We start from the raw sequence: 18,561 nt of genomic DNA, 5'->3' as shown, positions 1-18,561 counted from the left end.
GCCGGCGCCCGCCTTCCAGGACCGGGGCCGCGGCCCGGGCGGAACCGTGGGGGACGAACTTCGACGTACCCGACATGCTGCGGAGTCTAGGACACGGACGGGCGCCGCACGGGAGGTCGCACGAACGGCCGCGGCGTCCTTCGTCACATCCCGAGCGCGCCCGGGGGCGTTCGAACGGCCCCCGGACGCTCCCGCATCGCGATCACATCACACCTTCAGATACTTACGCAGCGTGATGAAGGCGGCCAGTGCGGGCATCAGCACACCCACCACGAACACCAGCGGAAGCACCTTGAGCAGCGCGTCCCAGCCGATGAAGTCGATCAGCGGCATCTGCTCGGCCAGCGACAGGCCGGCATCGATGAGGAAGTAGCGGCCGACCACCAGCAGCATCGTGGCGCCGACCGCGCCCAGCAGCCCGGCGAACGCGGCCTCCGCGATGAACGGCATCTGGATGTAGAAGCTGGACGCGCCCACCAGCCTCATGATCCCCGTCTCCCTGCGCCTGCTGAACGCCGCCACCCGCACGGTGTTGACGATCAGCAGCAGGGCGACGACCAGCATCAGCCCCATCAGCCCGAGCGCCGCGAAGTTCATGCCCTCCAGCATCCGGAAGAGGTTCTCCAGCAGGTTCCGCTGGTCCTGGACCTCCTGGACGCCGTCACGGCCGGAGAAGGCGGTGCTGATGACCTCGAACTTGGTCGGGTCCTTCAGCTTGACCCGGTAGGACTCCTGCATCTGGTCCGGGGTCAGCGAGTCGGCCAGCGGGGAGTCCTTGAACTGCTCCCGGTAGTGCTTGTACGCCTGCTCGGCGGACTCGTGGTAGACCGTCTCGACTATGTCGAGCTTGTCGAGGTCCGCCTTGATCTGGCGCTTCTGCTGCGCGGTGACCGCTCCCTTGGCGCAGTTGGGGTCGGAGTCGGCGTCGTTCTCGTTGCAGAGGTAGATCGACACCTGGACCTTGTCGTACCAGAACCCCTTCATGCTGTTCACCTGTTCACGGGCGAGCAGCGCACCGCCGAGCAGAGCCAGCGACAGGGCGACGGAGACGATCACCGCGAAGGTCATCGTGAGGTTGCGGCGGAGACCGACGCCGATCTCCGACAGTACGAACTGGGCGCGCATGGCGTCCTTTCAGTGCTGGTAGCCGTAGACACCGCGCGACTGGTCGCGCACGAGACGGCCCTTTTCTAGTTCGATCACGCGCTTGCGCATCTGGTCGACGATCTGCTGGTCGTGGGTGGCCATGACCACGGTCGCCCCGGTGCGGTTGATCCGGTCCAGCAGCTTCATGATGCCGACCGAGGTCTGCGGGTCGAGGTTGCCGGTGGGCTCGTCGGCGATCAGCAGCTTCGGCTTGTTGACGAACGCGCGGGCGATGGCCACCCGCTGCTGCTCACCGCCGGACAGCTCGCCGGGCATCCGGTCCTCCTTGCCCGCCAGACCGACCAGATCCAGCACCTGGGGAACGGACTTGCGGATGTCGCCGCGCGACCGGCCGATCACCTCCAGGGCGAAGGCGACGTTCTCCCCCACCGTCTTGTTGGGGAGCAGCCGGAAGTCCTGGAAGACCGTGCCGACCTGGCGGCGCATGTGCGGCACCTTCCAGTTGGACAGGCGGGCGAGGTCCTTGCCGAGGACGTGCACCTGCCCGTGGCTGGCGCGCTCCTCCCGCAGGATCAGCCGCAGGAAGGTGGACTTGCCGGAGCCGGAGGAGCCCACCAGGAAGACGAACTCGCCGCGTTCGACCTCCAGCGACACGTCGCGGAGGGCGGGGCGGTTCTGCTTGGGGTAGAACTTCGAGACGTTGTCGAATCGGATCACGGATTTACACCACGTCGACCTGGGTAGGGGCAGCGGAAGCCGCGGAGTGGATCCCCGTCGGTGTGGTGACCCTACGCGAATCCGTGCGGGGGCCGCAGTCGGCGTCCGCGGTTGGGGGTTTTGTCCGGCTGCACATCAGTCGCAAACCAGGCATTGGCCACGACTTTCTGCGCTCCGGTCCCGGTGCTGGCACAGTGGAGGCAGAGCTTCCGGCCCGCAGAGGCGGAAGCGGGAACAGAAGACCGCCCGGTGGCGTTGGCGTTGCATAAGGAGGACATCGCATGACGTGCGACCGACTGGTGTGCGCCAACTGCGCAGGGCCGGTGAGCGAGGGTCGTTGCTCGGTGTGCCGGGCACACCGTGAACGGCTGCACCGGGAGAACGGGCCGTTCTCCCTGGGCTCCCTCTCCCCGACCGCGCTGGCGGCACTGCTGCTGACCCTGATCGCCGTGGCCCTGCTGGCCCGCCAGGCCGCCGTATAGGCCCGTATCGCGGCGCCGTGCGCGGGCGCGTACGCGCCCGCGGCGTACGGGACGTGCGGGGCGCGTGAGACGTACGAGGAGCCCGGGACGCCGGATGCGTCCCGGGCTCCTCGTGTGCGCTGTTCCCGTACGCCGTCACACGCCGTTACGCGTGTGCGGTGCCGCGCCGTTCGCTCAGGCGACGGTGTTGCGGTTCACCATGCGCGGCATCAGACGGAAGCCGACACCGCCGGCGATCATCGTGGCCGCGCCGATCAGCAGGAAGGTCGTCTCGGCTGCGCCGGTCTTGGCCAGCTCCTCCTTCGGCTTCTCCTGGCTGATCGGCTTGGTGCCGACGGAGTCGGTGTCGGGGCCGCAGTCCACGGTGGACTCGTCGAGGATGCAGGTGTTCACGTCCTCGTCCCCGCCGCCCCCGGTCCCGCCGGTGGTGGCAGGGTCCGGGCCACCGGTGGAGCCGCCGTTGCTGTCGCCGCCGGGGTCCTCCGTGGTGTTGCCCGGGTCCTCGGTCGTGTTACCGGGGTCCTCGGTCGTGTTGCCCGGGTCCTCGGTCGTGTTACCGGGGTCCTCGGTCGTGTTGCCCGGGTCCTCCGTGGTGTTACCGGGGTCCTCGGTCGTGTTGCCCGGGTCCTCCGTGGTGTTACCGGGGTCCTCGGTCGTGTTGCCCGGGTCCTCCGTGGTGTTACCGACGCTGACGTTGACGTCGGTGGTGTTCTCCGGAACCTCCGGGTCGTCATCGTTCGTGAAGCTGACGCCCAGCGCGGCCGAGCCCTCCAGCGCCGAGGCCGTGCCGACGGCCGTCAGCGACACACCCGCGAGGAACACCGCACCGGCGGCGACCCGCGCGACGCGCACTCGCGTCCTGGAATTTGTCATATGCCAACTACCCCCAGTAGTGGTCTTCGTCAGTGGGGCAGCCGTGCGGAGCTTCCTGCGTGCCGGGGTCCGTCGTGTCGAGCCGGCGACCGATCAGCGGTCGGGCTCCATCCACCCCCGTACCTACGCGCCCCGAACACGCGCGTGCCGGCCAGAATGCTTTCCCAGGCCCGACACCGCCGTCAAGCCGGACCAACCCGAAATGTCCATGGTGGTCGGGTAGTTGGGACCCCGGCGGGCCGGGTTGTGACAGAACCGACACACAGGAGGGGGAGCTTCCGCGGGAACCCGCCCCGGGCTGGCCCGCCCGGGGTCAGCCGGCGCTCTGCTGCTCCTGCTGCTTGCGCCAGCGGATGCCCGCCTCCAGGAAGCCGTCGATGTCGCCGTCGAGGACGGACTGGGGGTTGCCGACCTCGTGCTCGGTGCGCAGGTCCTTGACCATCTGGTACGGCTGGAGGACATACGAACGCATCTGGTTGCCCCAGGAGTTGCCGCCGTCGCCCTTGAGGGCGTCCATCTTGGCCTGCTCCTCCGCCCGGCGGTGCGCCAGGAGGCGTGCCTGGAGGACGCGCATGGCGGCGGCGCGGTTCTGGATCTGGGACTTCTCGTTCTGGCAGGAGACGACGATGCCGGTCGGGATGTGCGTCATCCGGACCGCGGAGTCGGTGGTGTTGACCGACTGGCCACCGGGCCCGGAGGAGCGGAAGACGTCGACGCGGATCTCGTTCTCGGGGATCTCGATGTGGTCGGTCTGCTCCACCACCGGCATCACCTCGACGCCCGCGAAGGACGTCTGGCGGCGGCCCTGGTTGTCGTAGGGCGAGATGCGCACCATGCGGTGGGTGCCCTGCTCGACGGAGAGGGTGCCGTAGGCGTAGGGGGCCTTGACGGAGAAGGTGGCGGACTTGATGCCCGCCTCCTCCGCGTACGAGGTGTCCAGAACCTCGGTCGGGTAGCCCTTGCGCTCGGCCCAGCGCAGGTACATGCGCATGAGCTGCTCGGCGAAGTCGGCGGCGTCCACGCCGCCGGCCTCCGCGCGGACGCTGATCATGGCCTCGCGGGGGTCGTACTCGCCGGACAGGAGGGTGCGGACCTCCAGCTCGTCCACGGCCTTCTGGACGGCCTGCAGCTCGCTCTCCGCCTCGGTGCGCGTGTCCGCGTCGTCCTCGGCCTCGGCCAGTTCGAACAGGACCTCCAGGTCGTCGATCCGACCGTGCAGCTCCTCCACCTTGCGGACCTGCGCCTGGAGCAGGGACAGCTTGCTGGTCACCCGCTGGGCGTTCTCGGTGTCGTTCCACAGGGCCGGGTCCGCCGCCTGCTCTTCGAGCACGGCGATCTCGGCCCTCAGCTTCTCGAGGTCCAGGACGGCCTCGATCGACTCCATGGTCGAGGTGAGGGACTTCAGTGCTTCGGATACGTCGACGACTGCCACGCCCTCCAGACTAACGGTTGCCGGGACCTTTGCCGCCGCCCCGTCGACCGGGGGCCGTCCGGCCGGTGACCGGGGCCGCTCCCGGCCCCGGGGCTTCTCAGGGCTCCTCTGGACTCCTACTGGACTCCTAGGGGCGGTCCTCCTCGCTGTGCGAGGGGACCGCGGGGCCGCCGCCCTCCTCGCCGCCGCCGGACAGGGCCAGCCAGCCGCCGATGCCGAGCGCGGCGGCGACGGCCGTGGCCGTGACGCCCTGCCTGACCCTGCGGCGGCGCTCGGCCGCCCGGTGGCGGGCGGAGCCGGCACGCGGGCTGCCCGGGGCGCGGGGGGCGCGGGCGGTGCCGTGGGCGCCGCCCGCCAGCTCGTCCGCGCCGGGGACGCGCATGCTGGTGTGGGTGTCGCGGGTGGAGTCGGGCGCGGGCCCGCCGTGGACGAGCGGTACGGCGCCGCGGGCGGGCGCGCCGTACGGGTCGGTGTCCGCACCGGGCCCGTAGGGTCCGTCGTCGTACGCGGGGCCACCGTGATGTCCGCCGTGGTGTCCGCGGGCTCCCTGCCGCTCGCCGCCGTGGGCGCCGGTCTCCGGCTCGGGCTCGTCGATGTCGAGCGGCGGCAGCCCAGCCAGGGCCGGCAGCACCTCCCGCAGCCGCACGGCCATCTCGGAGGCGCGCAGCCGGGAGGCCGGGGCCTTGGCCAGGCACTGGTTGATCAGCTGCCACAGCTCGTCGGGGATGCCGGGCAGCGGGGCGACGCGCTCGGTGACGTGGCGGCGCAGCACGGCCCCGGGGTGGCCTCCGCCGAAGGGCGTGAAACCGGCCAGCAGCTCGTACAGCACCGTGGCCAGAGCGTAGACGTCGACGGAGGCGCGCGGCGGCAGGCCCTCGACGATCTCGGGGGCGACGTAGTCGGGGGTGCCGACGACCTTGCTGCCGCCGCCCCGGCTGGGCGCGTCGATCAGCTTGGCGATGCCGAAGTCGGTGAGCAGCGCGGGCGGGGCGCCGCCGGGCCCGGCCGGGCCGTGGACGTCGAGCAGGATGTTCTCGGGCTTGACGTCGCGGTGGACGATCCCGGCCGCGTGGGCGGCGGCCAGCGCGTCGGCGACGTCGGCGGCGACGGCGACGGCCACCTCCGGGGCGAGGCGGCGCTCGCGCTCCAGCCGGGTGCGCAGGTCGGTGCCGCGCACGAGATCCATGACGAGGGCGAGGTCGTTGCCGTCGACCACCAGATCGCGCACCTTGACCACGCGCGGGTGGTCGAGGGCGAGCAGCGCGGTGCGCTCCTGCACGAAGCGGCCCACCAGCTCCTGGTCCGAGGCCAGGTCCTCGCGCAGCAGTTTGACGGCGACGGGGCTGCCCTTCGGCCCCACGCCCAGCCACACCGTGCCGGCGCTGCCCCGGCCCAGGATCCGATGGGCGGTGTACCGACTGCCGATCTTCCGTGACATGGCGACAAAACTACGCTTCCGCGGGTCCGCCGCGCCTCCCGGATGGCGGCAACCACCGCCTCCGGGGCGGAAATCCGCCCCGAAAGTCGACAAAGCAACCGATTCGCCGCCTGCGCGGACCGCCGTTCCCGCTGTCGTTCCCAGCTGTCGTTCCCCGCCACCGTTCCCCGCCGCCGGCTGTCCGTCAGTTGTTGACGGGGAGCTCCGTGGGGACGTCCGAGGGGAGCTCGGTGGGCAGTTCCTCGGCCGCGTTGCCGAACTCCGTCATCCACGTCCAGGCATCGCCCACCCAGTCCTTGGTGTCCTCCCAGAACTGCCGGCCCTGGTCCCACCACTCGGGCAGCGGGGTGAAGTTCCAGACCAGCACGCAGATCAGCACGAAGATCAGCACCATGAACAGGCAGCCCTTGAGGCAGCCGAGCCCGGGGATGCGCATGGGGTTCGAGCTTCGCTGCCGCGGCGGGCGGGGCTCGCGCCGGGGCGCGGGCGGGCGCGGGGGCTCGTACCGCTGCGGCCGCGGCTCCGGCCGGTGCTGCGGCGCGGGGGCGTACGGCTGCTGCGGCTGCTGTTGCTGCCGGGCACGCTGCCTCGGCTGCTGAGGGGGCTGCTGCTGGTGCGGGGGCTGCTGGTGCTGCTGCGGGTCGACATGGCGCTGGGGGCGGCGGCGCAGCGGATCGTACTCCGGGTCGAGCGGCTGGATCTGGGTCTGCTCGTTGCGGTCCCGGGCGGCGCGCAGCTGGGTCTGCCAGGGGTGCGGCTCCTCGGGGCCCGGACCGTCCCCGTCGCCGGGGGGCGTGCCCGGAGGCATGGGCGGCATGACCTGGGTGGCGCCCTCGTCGGAGCCGCCCCCGCCGGGACCGCCCGGACCGCCCGGACCGGGGCCGCCGGCGTGCGGCAGGAAGCTGGTGGCGGCGTCGGGGTCGTACGCGGGGGCGCCGCCGCCGGGCCGGCCCGTGGTCGGCAGCACCTGGGTGGGGTCCGAGGCGCCGGCCGGGGCCTGCCCCGGCACCGGGGCGGGCGAGGGGTCGGGGCCCAGCAGCGCGGCGACGCCCATCGCGGCCTCGGCCTGCGCGGGCGTGGCGTGCACCCCGATCCCCTCGGCGACCGTCCGCAGAGCGCGGGCCAGGTTCTCGGCGCCGGGCCGCTCCCCGGGGTTCTTGCGCAGGCAGCGCTCGATGACCATCCACAGCGGCAGGGGCACGTTGCCGGGGCGCTGCGGCTCCTCGGTCAGGTGGCGCTGGAGGAGTTCCAGCGCGGTGCCGCCGCCGAAGGGGGGACGGCCGGTGACCAGCTCGTACAGCAGGATGCCCGCGCCGTAGACGTCCACCGCGGAGGTCTGCGGCCGGCCCTCGGCGGACTCGGGCGCGACGTAGGCGGGGGTGCCGACGAACTCGTGGGTGCGGGTCAGGCCCGGGGAGTCGGCCAGGCGGGCGATGCCGAAGTCGGTGAGCATCGGACGCAGCCCCGCGGGGTCGTCCTCGGAGCCGGCGAGCAGCACGTTGGCGGGCTTGAGGTCGCGGTGGACGACGTCGTCGGCGTGGCTGGCGGCCAGCGCGTCGGCGATCTGGGCGGTCAGCAGCGCGGCTGCGACCGGCGAGAAGGGGCCGTTGCGCCGCAGGTAGCGGTCCAGGTCCGGGCCGTCGATCAGGTCCATGACGAGGGCGAGGAGTTCACCCTCGACGACCAGGTCGCGGGTGCGGACGATGTTGGGGTGGGTCAGGCGGAGCAGGACGGAGCGCTCGCGCAGGAAGCGCATCACCACGTCCGGGTCGCTCGCCAGCTCCTCCTTGAGGACCTTGATGGCCACGGTCTCGCCGGGGTGCCCGGCCACGGCCGCCTCGGCGCCCGCCGTCTCTCTCTGGCTCGCGCGCCAGACAGTGCCCGTGGCGCCGCGCCCGAGCGGCTCCTCGAGCAGGTACTTGCTGCCTACCGGCCGCACGTCATGCGCTCCCTGGTTCGTCCGAACTGCCCAAGCCGCCACTGTACGGCGCTCCGGCGGCTCACTGTAGTGCCGTGTGCGACAGGGCACAGGCGTGCGCAGGCGCCCGTCCGGCCCGTCCCGCGCCCCGGCGTCCGCACCCTGTCCCCGTGTCCCCGTGTCCTGTCGGACGCGCCGTGCGGGCGGACGGTTGCCGGTGAGCGGCCGGCCGGGGTTCCGCATCGGAGCGAAACGCGCGGGGTACGGGCGATTACCGGTCACATTTGCGTGCACAGCCGACCAATCAAGATCATTCGACGGAGGATCGTGGGCGCTGTGACAGTGGTCGGTGCGAGGATGCATCCAGCATCACGGGACTGAAGGGGCCGATGTCGATGCAGATCCGGCTGACCGTCCTCGGACCGCGCGGCGGTCACGCGGAGCAGAGCACCGGCGGTTGCGACGTGCTGGTGACCGCCCCCGCCGGCACCGCCCTCTCCGCGGTGACCGGCGCCCTCGCGGCGGCGGCCGCCTCCGCCGGCGCCGCGCCCGCCGCCGGCTCCGGTGAGGCGGTGGCGGTGTTCGCCGGCGCGCAGCGGCTGGACGCCGGGCGCCAGATGCTGGGCGTGCCACCGCTGGTGGACGGCGCGGTGGTGTCCCTGTACGGGCCGACCGCGCCCTGGAGCCACGGCCTGGCCCCCGCCGGTACGCGCGCCCGGCTGCACGTCGTCGCCGGACCGGACGCGGGCGGGGTCCACCTGCTGCGCGGCGGGCAGGTGCGCGTCGGGCGCTCCGCCGAGGCGGACGTGCCGCTGGACGATCCGGACGTCTCCCGGCTGCACTGCACGGTCACCGTGGCGGAGTCGGGGGTGGTGACGGTCACCGACCTCGCCTCCACCAACGGCACGACGGTCGACGGCGCCGCGGTCCACGACCGCCCGGTGCCGCTGCCGCCGGGCGCGACACTGCGGCTGGGCGAGTCCGCCGTACGGCTGCGGGCAGGGTCGGAGGAGTTGTTCGGCGGGCTGCCCGCGCTTCCCGACGGGGAGGGACATCTGCGGGTGTCCGCGGGCGGCGCCGGCGCGGCCGGGCGGCTCCCGCAGCAGGGCCGTGCGCCCTCGGCCGCTCCCGCCTCCCCCGCCCCTGCCGCCCCTGCCGCCCCTGCCGCCCCTGCCGCCGAGACGGTCGGCGGGCTGGGCCACGCGGCGCTCCCGCCGTACGGGCCCGGTGACGGCGGACCGGGCGGCACCGGCGCGGCGGCCACCCCGTACGTCCCCGGCGGCCCCGGGGGCGGCGGGGAGATCGAGCACGGCCGCGCCGACCACCCCTTCCCCTCCGGCGGCGGCACCCATGGGGCCGGGATCGCGCCCCCGGCCGACGGCCCTGCCGCCGGCCGGCCCCGGCGCGGCGGCCTGGGCGCCTGGGCCCGGCGGCTCGCCGGAGGGCGGCCGGACGACGACGGCGCGGACGCCCACGGACCGGGCCGGGCGCGGCCCGCCCCGCCCACCTCGCCTTCCGTCTCCGCGGCGGCGGCCGCGCCGGGCGAGGAGAGCCGGCCCGACCCGTCGGAGATCCTGCTCACCGCGCTGGGCCCCGGCCCCCGGCTGTGGGAGCGGGGCACCGGCCACCCCGACGCGCTGACCGTCCGGCTCGGCTCGGTCCGCGGCGCGGCCGGTGCCGTCGAGCCGGTGACGGTGGACCTGCGGCGCACGGGTTCGCTGGGGCTGGCCGGCCCCCGGGCCCGGCTGCTGCCGCTGGTGCGCTCGGTCCTCGCCCAGCTCACCGCGCTGCACGGGCCGGGCGCCCTGGAGGTCGTGCTGATCGCCCCGGGGCACGCGCCCCGCGGTGGCGGGCACGACGCGGCGGAGGGCGGCGACTGGTCCTGGCTGGGCTGGCTGCCGCACCTGCGCCCGGCCCACGGCCAGGACTGCCGCCTGCTGCTGGCGTACGACCGCGAGCAGGCCGCCGCCCGCACCGAGGAGCTGCTGCGGCGGCTGGACGGGCCGGAGCCGGGTGCGGGCGCGCGCCGCGGCCCGCTGACGGTCGCCGTGGTCGACGGCGACCCGGGCCCGGCCGAGCTGCGCGACGCCGTGGCCCGGCTGGCGGCGCACGGACCGGCCGCGGGCGTCCATCTGCTGTGCCTGGCCGAGACCTCGGCCGCCACCCCCACCTCCCCGCTCGCCGTGACCCTGGAGGCGGCGGCCGCCGCCTCCCCCGCCTTCCGCTTCTGCGGGGCCGTCGGCCTGCTCAGCGGTGCCGTCGCCACGGCGATACGGGTGGTGGCACGCGGCACGGATCCGGCGAACGCCCCGGTCGCGACCGTGGACGGGGTGTCGTCGGCCTGGGCCGAGCGCTTCGCCCGGGCGCTCGCGCCGCTGCGCGAGGCGGACGCGGCCGGGGGCCCGTCCCCGGACCGTCCCGTGCCGCTGCCGCCGAGTTCCCGACTGCTGGAGGAGCTGGGCCTGGCCCGGGCCACTCCCGCCGCGCTGCTGGCCCGCTGGGCCGACGATCCCGCCGAGCACGGCGCACCCGCCGGCCCGCGGGCCGAGGCCGTGCTGGGCGCGGGCCCGCACGGCCCGGTCACCGCCGACCTCGCGGCCGGCCACGGCCCCTTCCTGATCTCCGGTCCGGCCGGTTCCGGCAAGACCGAGCTGCTGCGCTCGGCGGCCGCCTCGCTGGCCGCCGGGGAACGGCCGGACAGGCTGGCCCTGGTCCTGGTGGACGGGGACGGCGACGGGCTGCGGGCCTGCGGCGACCTGCCGCACGCCACGACGTACCTGGCCGCGGGGGATCCGGTGCGGATGCGGGAGTTCGCCCAGGCGCTGGGCGGCGAGCTGAAGCGCCGCGCGGAGCTGCTCGGCGACCGTCCGTACGAGGCGTACGCGGCGGAGGTGTCGCATGCTCGGCACCGTGCCGCCGGCGGCCACGCCGCCCGGGTGGTCGCCCAGCGCCGGGCCTCGGGCGCTTCCCCGGCGGGCACGGGCTCGGGCACGGTTCCCGGCACGGGCTCCGAGCCCGGCGCCCTCAAGTTGCGGGCGCCGAGGGAGGCCGATCCCGTCGATCCCGCCGAGGCCGCCGGCGCCGCGAGGCCGGGGGCGGGGGCGGGGGCACAAGCGCTGCCCCGGCTGGTGGTCCTCGTCGACGACTTCGACACGCTGGTCGCCCCCGCCCTGGGCAATCCCGGCCGGCCGGCGGCCGGTTCGGTGGTCAGGGCGCTGGAGGCCGTGGCGCGGGACGGAGCGCGGCTGGGGGTGCACCTGATAGCCGCCACCGGGCGGCCGGAGCACACCGAGGGGACGGCCACCGGGCGGGGGGCGGCCCTGCGGGTCTTCCTGGGCTCCGATGCCTCGGGCAGCCCGAGCGGCCCGGGCCCGGGCGGTACGGGCGGCTCCGGCGGCCCGGACGGCTACGCGGAGGGACCGTTGCCGGGGCGAGGTGCGCTGCACCGGCCGGACGGCTCGGCGACCGCCTTCCAGGCGGGCCGGGTGTCGGGCCGCATACCCCGTACGGCGACCCTGCGGCCGACGGTGGTCCCCTTGGACTGGGCGCGCGCCGGTGACCCTCCCACCCGTCGCCCCGTACGCGAGCTGGGCAACGGCCCGACCGATCTGGCGCTGCTCGCCAGCGCGGTCGAGCGCGCGGCCCGCGAGGCGGGCGCTCCCGCTCCCCCCTCGCTGATGTGAGGCGGAGCCCGGAGCACCGTGCTCCCCGGTGCTCCGGGGCCTGCCGGTGCTCCGGGCTCCGGCGCGTCAGCGGTTGCTGCGCAGCAGTGTGCGCATCGTGCGCATCGCCACCGACAGGTTCGCCAGGTCGAAGGTGTCCGACTCGCGGATCTCCTCCAGCGTGGCCCTGGCCCGCCCCAGGACGGCGGCGCTCTTCTCCTCCCACGCCTTGAAGCGCTGCTCGGGCGTGGCGCTGCCGTCCCCGGTGGCCAGCACGTCCGCGGTGAGGAGCTGGTGGGCGGCGTAGAGGTCCTCGCGGATCGCCGCACGGGCCATCGACTGCCAGCGGTCGGAGCGCGGCAGCTCGCTCACCCTGTCCTGGAGTTCGGTGATGCCCAGCCGGTCGGCCAGGTCGTAGTAGACCTCGGCGACGTCCAGCAGTTCACGGCCCGTTCGGTCGGCGACGGCCACCACGTCCAGCGCGGGGAAGACGGACGAGAAGCCCGCCACCCGCAGCGCCAGGTCGCCGGGGACCCCGGCGCCGGTCAGCTCGTCGTCGACGCTCTGGTGCCAGTCCAGGTCGGCGCCCCTGAGCAACTTGGGCAGCTGCGACCAGACCACCTCCACCCGCTCCTGGAAGACCTCGATGGTCTCGGCGAGCTTCAGCGGCTGCGGCCGGTTGTTCAGCAGCCAGCGGGTGCCCCGTTCGACCAGCCGCCTGGCGTGCAGCCGCATACGGGTCTGGACGTCGGCGGCCACGGTGTTGTCCAGGTCTTCGACCTCGTCCCAGACGCGGGCCAGGCCGAAGATCTCCCGGGCGGCGGTGTGCGCCCGCACGATCTCCTCCGCCGAGGCGCCCGACTCCTCCTTCATGCGGTGCACCAGGGTCGAACCCCCGGTGTTGACCGTGTCGTTGACCAGGAGAGTCGTGACGATATCGCGCCGCAGGGCGTGGCGCTCGATCTGCTCGGGGAAGCGTTCGCGCAGTGCGCTGGGGAAGTAGGCGTGCGCCAGCCGCTGCAGATACGGATCGTCAGCCAGATCGGTGTCCGCCAGCTCCTCGGTGACGGTGATCTTGGCGTACGCCAGCAGCACCGCCATCTCGGGCTGGGTCAGTCCGCGGCCGTGCGCCAGCCGCTCGCGGATCTGCCGGTCGGCCGGCAGGAACTCCAGCTGCCGGTCCAGCCGTCCCTGACGGGACAGGCTGCGCATGAGCCGCTGCTGGGCGTGGAGCAGGTCGGGCGCCTGCCGCATCGCGTTGGCCAGCGCCACGTTCTGCGCGTAGTTGTTGCGCAGCACCAGTTCGGCGACCTCGTCGGTCATCTCCGCCAGCAGCGTGTTGCGCTGTTTGACGGTCATGTCGCCTTCGGCGACGACCGAGTTGAGCAGGATCTTGATGTTGACCTCGTGGTCGGAGGAGTCCACGCCCGCGCTGTTGTCGATGGCGTCGGTGTTGATCCGGCCGCCCTCGTGCGCGAACTCGATGCGGCCGAGCTGGGTCAGGCCCAGGTTGCCGCCCTCCCCGACGACCCGCACCCGCAGGTCCCCGCCGTTGACGCGGATCGCGTCGTTGGCCTTGTCGCCGACGTCGGCGTCGGTTTCGGTGGATGCCTTGACGTAGGTGCCGATGCCGCCGTTCCACAGCAGGTCCACCGGGGCCCTGAGGATGGCCCTCATCAGCTCGGCCGGGGTCATCTTGGTGACGCCGTCCTCGATGCCCAGCGCCTGGCGCACCTGCGCGCCGACGGGGATGGACTTGGCGCTGCGGGGGTGGACGCCGCCGCCGGGCGACAGCAGCGAGGTGTCGTAGTCGGCCCAGGAGGAGCGCGGCAGTTCGAACAGCCGGCGGCGTTCGGCGTAGGAGGTGGCGGCGTCCGGGTCCGGGTCGAGGAAGATGTGCCGGTGGTCGAAGGCGGCCACCAGCCGGATGTGCTCGCTGAGCAGCATCCCGTTGCCGAAGACGTCCCCGGACATGTCGCCGATGCCGACGACCGTGAAGTCCTCGCTCTGGGTGTCGTGCCCGAGCTCGCGGAAGTGCCGCTTGACCGACTCCCAGGCACCGCGGGCGGTGATGCCCATGGCCTTGTGGTCGTAGCCGGCCGATCCGCCGGAGGCGAAGGCGTCGCCGAGCCAGAAGCCGTAGGCGGTGGCGACCTCGTTGGCGGTGTCGGAGAAGGAGGCGGTGCCCTTGTCGGCGGCGACGACCAGATAGGTGTCGTCCCCGTCGTGCCGCACCACGCGCTCGGGCGGTACGACCTGGCCGCCCACGAGGTTGTCGGTGATGTCGAGCATGCCGGAGATGAAGGTCTTGTAGCAGGCGACGCCCTCGGCCAGCCAGGCGTCGCGGTCCGCCGAGGGGTCGGGCAGCCGCTTGCCGACGAAGCCGCCCTTGGCCCCGACCGGCACGATCACCGTGTTCTTGACCTCCTGCGCCTTGACCAGTCCCAGGATCTCGGTGCGGAAGTCCTCGCGCCGGTCGGACCAGCGCAGGCCTCCGCGGGCGACCTTGCCGAAACGCAGGTGCACGCCCTCCACCCGCGGCGAGTACACCCAGATCTCGTACGCCGGGCGGGGCGCGGGCAGGTCCGGGATGGCCTGCGGGTCGAACTTCATCGACACGTACGCGTGCGGCCGGCCCGACTCCTCGTCGCGCGGCTGGAAGTAGTTCGTGCGCAGGGTGGCCTTGATGAGGGTGAGGAAGGAGCGCAGGATGCGGTCCTCGTCCAGCGAGGCGACCTGGTCCAGCGCCCCGTCCAGTTCCTCCAGCAGGCCGTCGGTCAGCTCGTGGCCGGCGGCGGCGCGGTCCGGGGAGAGCCGGGCCTCGAAGAGGCTGACCAGCAGCCGGGTGGTGTGGACGTTGCGGCGGAGGGTGTCCTCCATGTAGTCCTGGCTGAAGGGCGAGCCGGCCTGCCGCAGGTACTTGGCGTAGGCGCGCAGCACCATCGCCTGCCGCCAGGTCAGTCCGGCCGACAGCACCAGCGCGTTGAAGCCGTCGCTCTCGGCCTCGCCGCTCCAGACGGCGGCGAAGGCGCCCTGGAAGCGCTCGCGGGCGTCACCCTCCAGGTTCTGCGCGTGGTTCGCCGGCAGCCGGAGCCCGAAGTCGTAGATCCACGCCGGGGAGCGGTCGGCGCAGCGCAGTTCGTAGGGGCGCTCGTCGACGACCTCCACACCCATGGCCTGGAGGATCGGCAGCACCGCGGAGAGCGAGACGGGCTCGCCGGTGCGGTAGATCTTGAAGCGGCGCTCGCCGGGGCCGGCCCCGACCGGCTCGTACAGGCTGAGCGCGAAGTCGCTGACGCCCTCGCCCCGTTCCAGGCCCTGGATGTACTGGAGGTCGGCGACGGCGGTGCGGGGCGGGAAGTCGGCCTTGTAGCCCTCGGGGAAGGCGCCGCCGTAGCGGTGGGCGAGCCGGGCCGCCCGCTCCTCGCCCACCTCGGCGACCAGGGCCTCGGAGAAGCCGTCGGCCCAGGAGCGGGCGGCCTCCACCAGCCGGTTCTCGATGCGCTCGGCGTCGGCGTGGGTCAGCTGTGCCAGCTCGGTGCCCTGCGGGACACGGACGACGAAGTGCAGCCGGGCGAGGACCGACTCGGTGTTCCAGGCGGTGAAGTCGACGCTGGTGCCGCCCAGTTCCTCCATGAGGATGTCGGTCATCCGCAGCCGCACGGCGGTGGTGTAGCGGTCGCGCGGCAGGTAGACCAGCGCGGAGTAGTAGCGGCCGTACTCGTCCTGGCGCAGGTAGAGCCGCAGCTTGCGGCGCTCCTGGAGGTACAGCACGGAGGTGGCGATCTCGCGCAGCTCGTCGGCCGGGATCTGGAAGAGTTCGTCGCGCGGGTACGTCTCCAGGATCTGGAGCAGGTCGCGGCCGTCGTGGCTGTCGGGGACGAAGCCGGTGGAGCCGACCACCTCCTCGACCTTGCGGCGGATGACGGGCACCCGGCGCACCGACTCGGTGTACGCGGCCGACGAGAACAGCCCGAGGAAGCGGCGCTCCCCCACCACGTTGCCCGCCTCGTCGAACTTCTTCACCCCGATGTAGTCGAGGTAAGAGGGGCGGTGGACGGTGGCCCGGCTGTTGGCCTTGGTGAGCACCAGCAGCCGGTGCTCGCGGGCCTTGGCACGGACGCCGGCCGGGAGGCGGTTGAAGGAGGGCGACACCGGGTGGGTGTGGGTGTGGGCGGGCGCGTGGGGAGGCGCGGAGGCGCCGTCCCGGTCGCCGTCCGGGACGGCGCCGCCCCGGTCGTCGTGGTGCGGGTCGGAGCGCAGGATGCCCAGGCCGGTGCCCGGGACGGCGCTGAGCAGCAGCTCCTCGGTCCCGTCCACGGCCTCGGTGGTCAGCTCGTACTCGCGGTAGCCCAGGAAGGTGAAGTGGTCGTCCGCGAGCCAGCGCAGCAGCTCACGCGCCTCCTCCACCTCCTGTTCGGGCAGATCGCCGGCGAGCGGCTCGTCGGGCAGGCCGTCGGCGATCCGCAGCGCGGCGTTCCGCATCTTCTGCCAGTCCTCGACGGCCTCGCGCACGTCGGACAGCACGCGCCGCAGGTCGGCGGTAATCCGCCTGAGGTCCTCGCGGTCGGTCTCGCGGTCGATCTCGACGTGGATCCAGGACTCGGTGAGCGCGTCGTCCGGCAGTTCCTCACCGCCCCGGGCGCCCGAGTCCAGGACCTGGAGCAGCCTGCCGGTGACGTCGCGGCGGACGAGGACCTGGGGGTGGACCACCAGATGGATGCCGCGTCCCTGCCTGGTCAGCTCGTTGGTGACCGAGTCCACCAGGAAGGGCATGTCGTCGGTGACGACCTCCACGACGCTGTGGGTGCACGTCCAGCCGTTCTCCTCGACGGACGGGGTGTGGACGCGGACGTTCGCGGTGCCCTGGGGGCGCTGCTGGGCCAGCCGGCAGTGGGAGACCGCGGCCCCGTAGACGTCGACCGGGTCGCGGTCGACGAGGTCCTCGGGAGCGGTGTGCAGGTAGTAGCGCTGGAGGTACGAGCCGAGGGTCCCGGCGTCCAGCCCCGGTACGGGTTGGCTGCCGGCGGGACCGCTGTCGGCCACCCGGGCGGCTCGTCCGAGCAGCTCGGCCTTTGCTTCGTCCAGCTTGGTCTGCATGTCGTCTGGCTCCTGTCGCGCGCCGTTGCGTGACGTCAAGGCGTTGAGGGTTCTGAGGGCTTGACGCCGGCACACCAAGTGTCCGCCGGAGCGGGGCGTCATGCCCGGAGACGGGGTGATCTACGGCATCCCCGGCCCCGGCGGCATCGCACGGATGCCCGGGATGGGAGGCGGCACTGCCTCCCGCGGGTGTCTCGCTGATCACGCGGCTAGGCTACCCCTCTTCGGCCGGGCCCCGTCATGGACAGTATGTGTACAAAACCAGGGGTCGGAGTTGGACGTTGTGGACAGCTTCCGGCAGGCCGCGGGCGGCGCGGCGTACAGCGGTGCACGGCGGCACACGGCGGTGCACGGCGCTGTCAGTGCTCGCCGATCACGTACTCGGCCACCTCCACCGCCTCGGTGAGGCTGTCCACCACCGGCACCCCGGCCGCCCGGAGGCTGCTCCTGCTGTGCGAGCCGCCGGTGTACAGCACGGCCCGCGCGCCCACGGCGGCGGCCGCCACCGCGTCGTCCACCGCGTCGCCGACCACCACGGTGCGGCGGGGATCGAACCCGTCGAGCGCCGTCACGTGCGCCGCCATCTGCCGGGCCTTGCCGGTACTCGACCCGCTGCCGCCTCCGAGGTTCCCGTCGACCCGGACGAAGTGCTCCTCGATGCCGTGCCTGCGCACCAGCGGCACCAGATGGTCGTGCGGGGCCAGGGAGCACAGCGACTGGGTCAGCCCGGCCTCCCGCCGCGCGGCGAGCAGTTCCGCCGCGCCCTCGGCGAGCCCCACCTGCTCCACGCGCGCGAAGTAGTGCCGGTGGAAGACCTCGTCCATCCCGGCCCACTCCTCGTCGGTGGGCAGCCTTCCCATCAGCCGCTCGTAGAAGCGCGGCACCGGTACGCAGTACAGCTCCCGGTAGCGCTCCAGCGTGATGGGCGGCAGCCCTATCTCGGCGAAGGCGGCGTTGGTCGCGGCGATGACCGCGTCGATGTCGTGCAGCAGCGTGCCGTTCCAGTCCCACACGATGTGGGCTCTCCCCGTGCCCGAGTCCATACCCCGACGGTACGGGGTGGGTGTGACAGGCGACAGGCGCGGCCGGCGCGCGGGGACCGCGGGAGCCGGGCCGGGTGCCGGCCGGGAGCGGGCTCAGCCCAGCTCGTCCACGACGCCGCCGATCTCCTGGGTGGCGTACCACAGCAGCTCGTGGTCGTCCGCCCCGTCCACGGTGAAGCGGGCGTCGTCGTCGCCCTGGTCGGCCGCGCCCAGCGCCTGTGCCGCCGCTGCGACGTCCGCCTCCGCCTCGTCCCCGTCGACGTGCACGGCGGCGGCCCGGTCCAGCGGCACGGCCCGCTCGATGCGCACCTCGCCCAGCGCGGCCGGGTCCAGACCGCGGTCCGGGTCGGCCACTGCCTCGCGGTCGGGCACGTCGACGGCGACCACGACCCGGCGGCGCGGGGCGTCCGGGGCGACGGCCAGGAGCCGCAGCGAGGCCTGCGCGGCGCGGCCGAGCGCGGCGTACTCCAGCTCCTCGATGTCGTCCGAGACGTACCACTCGCGCAGCCCGGGGGTGACCGCGTAGGCGGTCAGCGGGCCGGGGCCGAGCTCGCCCGCCCGGTGCGCGGCCGCCAGGCCGGGCAGGGTGAGGGGGACATAGACGCGCATCGCCACCACTTTCGTGTAAGGCCGCTCCGGGTGTTCCGACAGCATACGGCGGCTCCCGCGCGCCGAACGCCCCCGGTCCCGCTCGGCCCCGCTCGCCCGCACCGGTCGACGGCGCAGGTCAGCGGCCCCCACCGTCAAGCTCCGGCGGTTTCTCCACCGGACGGGTGAAACGCACACAGT

11 protein-coding genes are annotated in these 18,561 nt (G+C 73.6%); 2 read left to right on the top strand and 9 right to left on the bottom strand.

Annotated features, from left to right (window positions below):
• Positions 1 to 207: 207 nt before the first annotated feature.
• Complete coding sequence (ftsX, locus tag BM237_RS13120) at positions 208 to 1,125, bottom strand: permease-like cell division protein FtsX (protein ID WP_093849795.1); 918 nt, start codon at positions 1,123 to 1,125, stop codon at positions 208 to 210.
• A gap of 9 nt (positions 1,126 to 1,134) precedes the next feature.
• Complete coding sequence (ftsE, locus tag BM237_RS13115; protein WP_093849794.1) at positions 1,135 to 1,824, bottom strand: cell division ATP-binding protein FtsE; 690 nt, start codon at positions 1,822 to 1,824, stop codon at positions 1,135 to 1,137.
• A gap of 281 nt (positions 1,825 to 2,105) precedes the next feature.
• Here ftsE and BM237_RS13110 point away from each other — a divergent pair, with 281 nt between their 5' ends.
• Positions 2,106 to 2,306: a hypothetical protein gene (locus BM237_RS13110; RefSeq protein ID WP_093849793.1), complete on the top strand. Its 201-nt coding sequence runs from the start codon at positions 2,106 to 2,108 to the stop codon at positions 2,304 to 2,306.
• Positions 2,307 to 2,480: 174 nt separating this feature from the next.
• Here the strand turns inward: BM237_RS13110 and BM237_RS13105 are convergent, their stop codons facing one another.
• The 4 genes from BM237_RS13105 to BM237_RS13090 form a co-directional block, all read right to left on the bottom strand.
• On the bottom strand, positions 2,481 to 3,179 hold the full coding sequence (locus BM237_RS13105) for a hypothetical protein (protein WP_093849792.1): 699 nt from the start codon (positions 3,177 to 3,179) through the stop codon (positions 2,481 to 2,483).
• Between the two features lie 313 nt (positions 3,180 to 3,492).
• Positions 3,493 to 4,611, bottom strand: coding sequence for a peptide chain release factor 2 (prfB, locus tag BM237_RS13100; RefSeq protein ID WP_093849791.1), 1,119 nt, complete (start codon positions 4,609 to 4,611; stop codon positions 3,493 to 3,495).
• A gap of 127 nt (positions 4,612 to 4,738) precedes the next feature.
• The gene (locus tag BM237_RS13095; RefSeq protein ID WP_093849790.1) at positions 4,739 to 6,049 is read right to left on the bottom strand and encodes a serine/threonine-protein kinase; all 1,311 of its coding nucleotides are present in this window, start codon (positions 6,047 to 6,049) and stop codon (positions 4,739 to 4,741) included.
• A 184-nt stretch (positions 6,050 to 6,233) separates the two neighbouring features.
• A complete protein-coding gene (locus BM237_RS13090) occupies positions 6,234 to 7,988 on the bottom strand; it encodes a serine/threonine-protein kinase (RefSeq protein ID WP_093849789.1) in 1,755 nt (584 codons plus the stop codon).
• Positions 7,989 to 8,356: 368 nt separating this feature from the next.
• Here BM237_RS13090 and BM237_RS13085 point away from each other — a divergent pair, with 368 nt between their 5' ends.
• The gene (locus BM237_RS13085; RefSeq protein WP_425443693.1) at positions 8,357 to 11,650 is read left to right on the top strand and encodes an FHA domain-containing protein; all 3,294 of its coding nucleotides are present in this window, start codon (positions 8,357 to 8,359) and stop codon (positions 11,648 to 11,650) included.
• Positions 11,651 to 11,716: 66 nt separating this feature from the next.
• On the opposite strand, the gene BM237_RS13080 is transcribed toward BM237_RS13085, so the two are convergent.
• From BM237_RS13080 to BM237_RS13070, 3 genes are all read right to left on the bottom strand, one after another.
• Complete coding sequence (locus BM237_RS13080; protein WP_093849788.1) at positions 11,717 to 16,729, bottom strand: NAD-glutamate dehydrogenase; 5,013 nt, start codon at positions 16,727 to 16,729, stop codon at positions 11,717 to 11,719.
• Between the two features lie 359 nt (positions 16,730 to 17,088).
• On the bottom strand, positions 17,089 to 17,772 hold the full coding sequence (locus BM237_RS13075; protein ID WP_093849787.1) for an HAD family hydrolase: 684 nt from the start codon (positions 17,770 to 17,772) through the stop codon (positions 17,089 to 17,091).
• A 93-nt stretch (positions 17,773 to 17,865) separates the two neighbouring features.
• Positions 17,866 to 18,381, bottom strand: a complete 516-nt coding sequence (locus BM237_RS13070) for a DUF6912 family protein (protein WP_093850002.1) — start codon at positions 18,379 to 18,381, stop codon at positions 17,866 to 17,868.
• Positions 18,382 to 18,561: the final 180 nt, after the last annotated feature.

It is taken from the genome of Streptomyces mangrovi (genome assembly GCF_900114215.1).
Classification (GTDB): Bacteria; Actinomycetota; Actinomycetes; order Streptomycetales; family Streptomycetaceae; genus Streptomyces; species Streptomyces barkulensis.
This window is presented reverse-complemented; position numbering and strand designations above follow the sequence as displayed.

Bases quoted from the DNA above. Each gene is read 5' to 3' on its own strand.
- BM237_RS13110 (WP_093849793.1), top strand. From the start codon at position 2,106: ATGACGTGCGACCGACTGGTGTGCGCCAACTGCGCAGGGCCGGTGAGC.
- BM237_RS13105 (WP_093849792.1), bottom strand. From the start codon at position 3,179: ATGACAAATTCCAGGACGCGAGTGCGCGTCGCGCGGGTCGCCGCCGGT.
- BM237_RS13075 (WP_093849787.1), bottom strand. From the start codon at position 17,772: ATGGACTCGGGCACGGGGAGAGCCCACATCGTGTGGGACTGGAACGGC.
- BM237_RS13070 (WP_093850002.1), bottom strand. From the start codon at position 18,381: ATGCGCGTCTATGTCCCCCTCACCCTGCCCGGCCTGGCGGCCGCGCAC.
- BM237_RS13095 (WP_093849790.1), bottom strand. From the start codon at position 6,049: ATGTCACGGAAGATCGGCAGTCGGTACACCGCCCATCGGATCCTGGGC.
- BM237_RS13085 (WP_425443693.1), top strand. From the start codon at position 8,357: ATGTCGATGCAGATCCGGCTGACCGTCCTCGGACCGCGCGGCGGTCAC.
- ftsX (WP_093849795.1), bottom strand. From the start codon at position 1,125: ATGCGCGCCCAGTTCGTACTGTCGGAGATCGGCGTCGGTCTCCGCCGC.
- BM237_RS13080 (WP_093849788.1), bottom strand. From the start codon at position 16,729: ATGCAGACCAAGCTGGACGAAGCAAAGGCCGAGCTGCTCGGACGAGCC.